Below are 1,221 nucleotides of genomic sequence, written 5' to 3'. Positions count from 1 at the left end.
CCCGCGGAAGGGCCCCGGCCCGCACCGGGCGTCGCCACCACCTACCGCGCCGAGCCCGAAAGAGGCCCGGATGGTCAACGCCGCCATCCATCTGCGCCGCCCGCTCCTGGTCACCGGCAAGCCCGGCACCGGCAAGTCCACCCTCGCCCATGGCATCGCCCATGAACTGGGCCTCGGCCGCGTCCTCCACTGGTCCGTCACCAGCCGCACCACCCTCGCCGACGGGCTGTACGCGTACGACGCCATCGGCCGCCTCCAGGACGAGGGGCGCACCGAGGCCACCGCCGCCACCCGGCCGCCGAAGGGCACGGCCCCCGCCGACGGCGCCGACGGCGGGAAAGGCCCCCGCCGACATCGGAAAAGCCCCTCTCGACATCGGGAAATACGTGCGGCTCGGCCCCCTCGGCACCGCGCTGCTCCCCTCCGACCGCCCCCGCGTCCTGCTCATCGACGAACTCGACAAGGGCGACGTCGACCTGCCCAACGACCTGCTCTCGGTGCTGGAGGACGGGCAGTTCACCATCCCCGAGCTCCAGCGGTACCCCGTCTGCGACGTCCATGTGATGACCGACGACGGGCTGCGCCGCGAACCGGTCCGGCACGGGCAGGTGCGCTGCGCCGAGTTCCCCCTCGTGGTCCTCACCAGCAACGGCGAGCGCGAGTTCCCGCCCGCGTTCGTCCGCCGCTGCGTCCGGCTGGACATCCGGCCGCCCTCCCGGCAGAAGCTGGAGCGCATCGTCGAGGCCCACCTCGGCGCGGAGGTGCTGCGCGCCTCCGGTCCACGGCTGGAGAGCTTCGCGAAGGATCTGACGGAGGGCCGCAAGCTCCTCGCCACCGACCAGCTGCTCAACACCCTGCGGCTGGAACACACCGCCGAGCACGCCGACGACCCCGAATGGCCCACGGTCCTGCGGGAACTCCTGCGCCCGCTGAACGACATGGCATGACGGACATCACCGAGGCGCTCGCCCTGGCGAGGCGATTCAGCGGCGACGAGGACCTGACGGTGCGCGAGGTCGCCGAACTCCTCTGGCTGGCCGGGCAGATCACCCCCGCCCGGCCGCCCGCCGCCGCGCCCCCGGGCCCGCCACCGGGCGACAGCCCCGTACCACCGCCCGGACCACCGGCCCCGCCACCGCCCGTCGAGCAGCCGCCCGGCGGGCCCGCCGCCGCACCGGAACCGCTCCAGCCGCCACCGGCCCCGCCCACCCCGCTCCACAG

The 1,221-nt window shown here is 74.6% G+C and carries 3 protein-coding genes; 2 read left to right on the top strand and 1 reads right to left on the bottom strand.

Annotated features, from left to right (window positions below; genetic code table 11):
- A partial coding sequence (locus tag SSOG_RS58355; protein ID WP_208867326.1) for a hypothetical protein occupies positions 1-190 on the bottom strand: 190 nt, incomplete at its 3' end.
- A gap of 196 nt (positions 191-386) precedes the next feature.
- Here SSOG_RS58355 and SSOG_RS58350 point away from each other — a divergent pair.
- Entirely contained in the window at positions 387-947 is a 561-nt protein-coding gene (locus SSOG_RS58350; RefSeq protein WP_050799772.1) for a MoxR family ATPase, read from the top strand.
- Positions 944-1,221: hypothetical protein (locus tag SSOG_RS53260; protein WP_208867325.1), on the top strand; the 278-nt coding region annotated here is incomplete at its 3' end. The genes SSOG_RS58350 and SSOG_RS53260, both read left to right, overlap by 4 nt.

It is taken from the genome of Streptomyces himastatinicus ATCC 53653 (assembly GCF_000158915.1).
GTDB lineage: Bacteria > Actinomycetota > Actinomycetes > Streptomycetales > Streptomycetaceae > Streptomyces > Streptomyces himastatinicus.
Note: the sequence above shows the minus strand (reverse complement) of the source record. Positions and strands in the feature narration are given on the sequence as shown.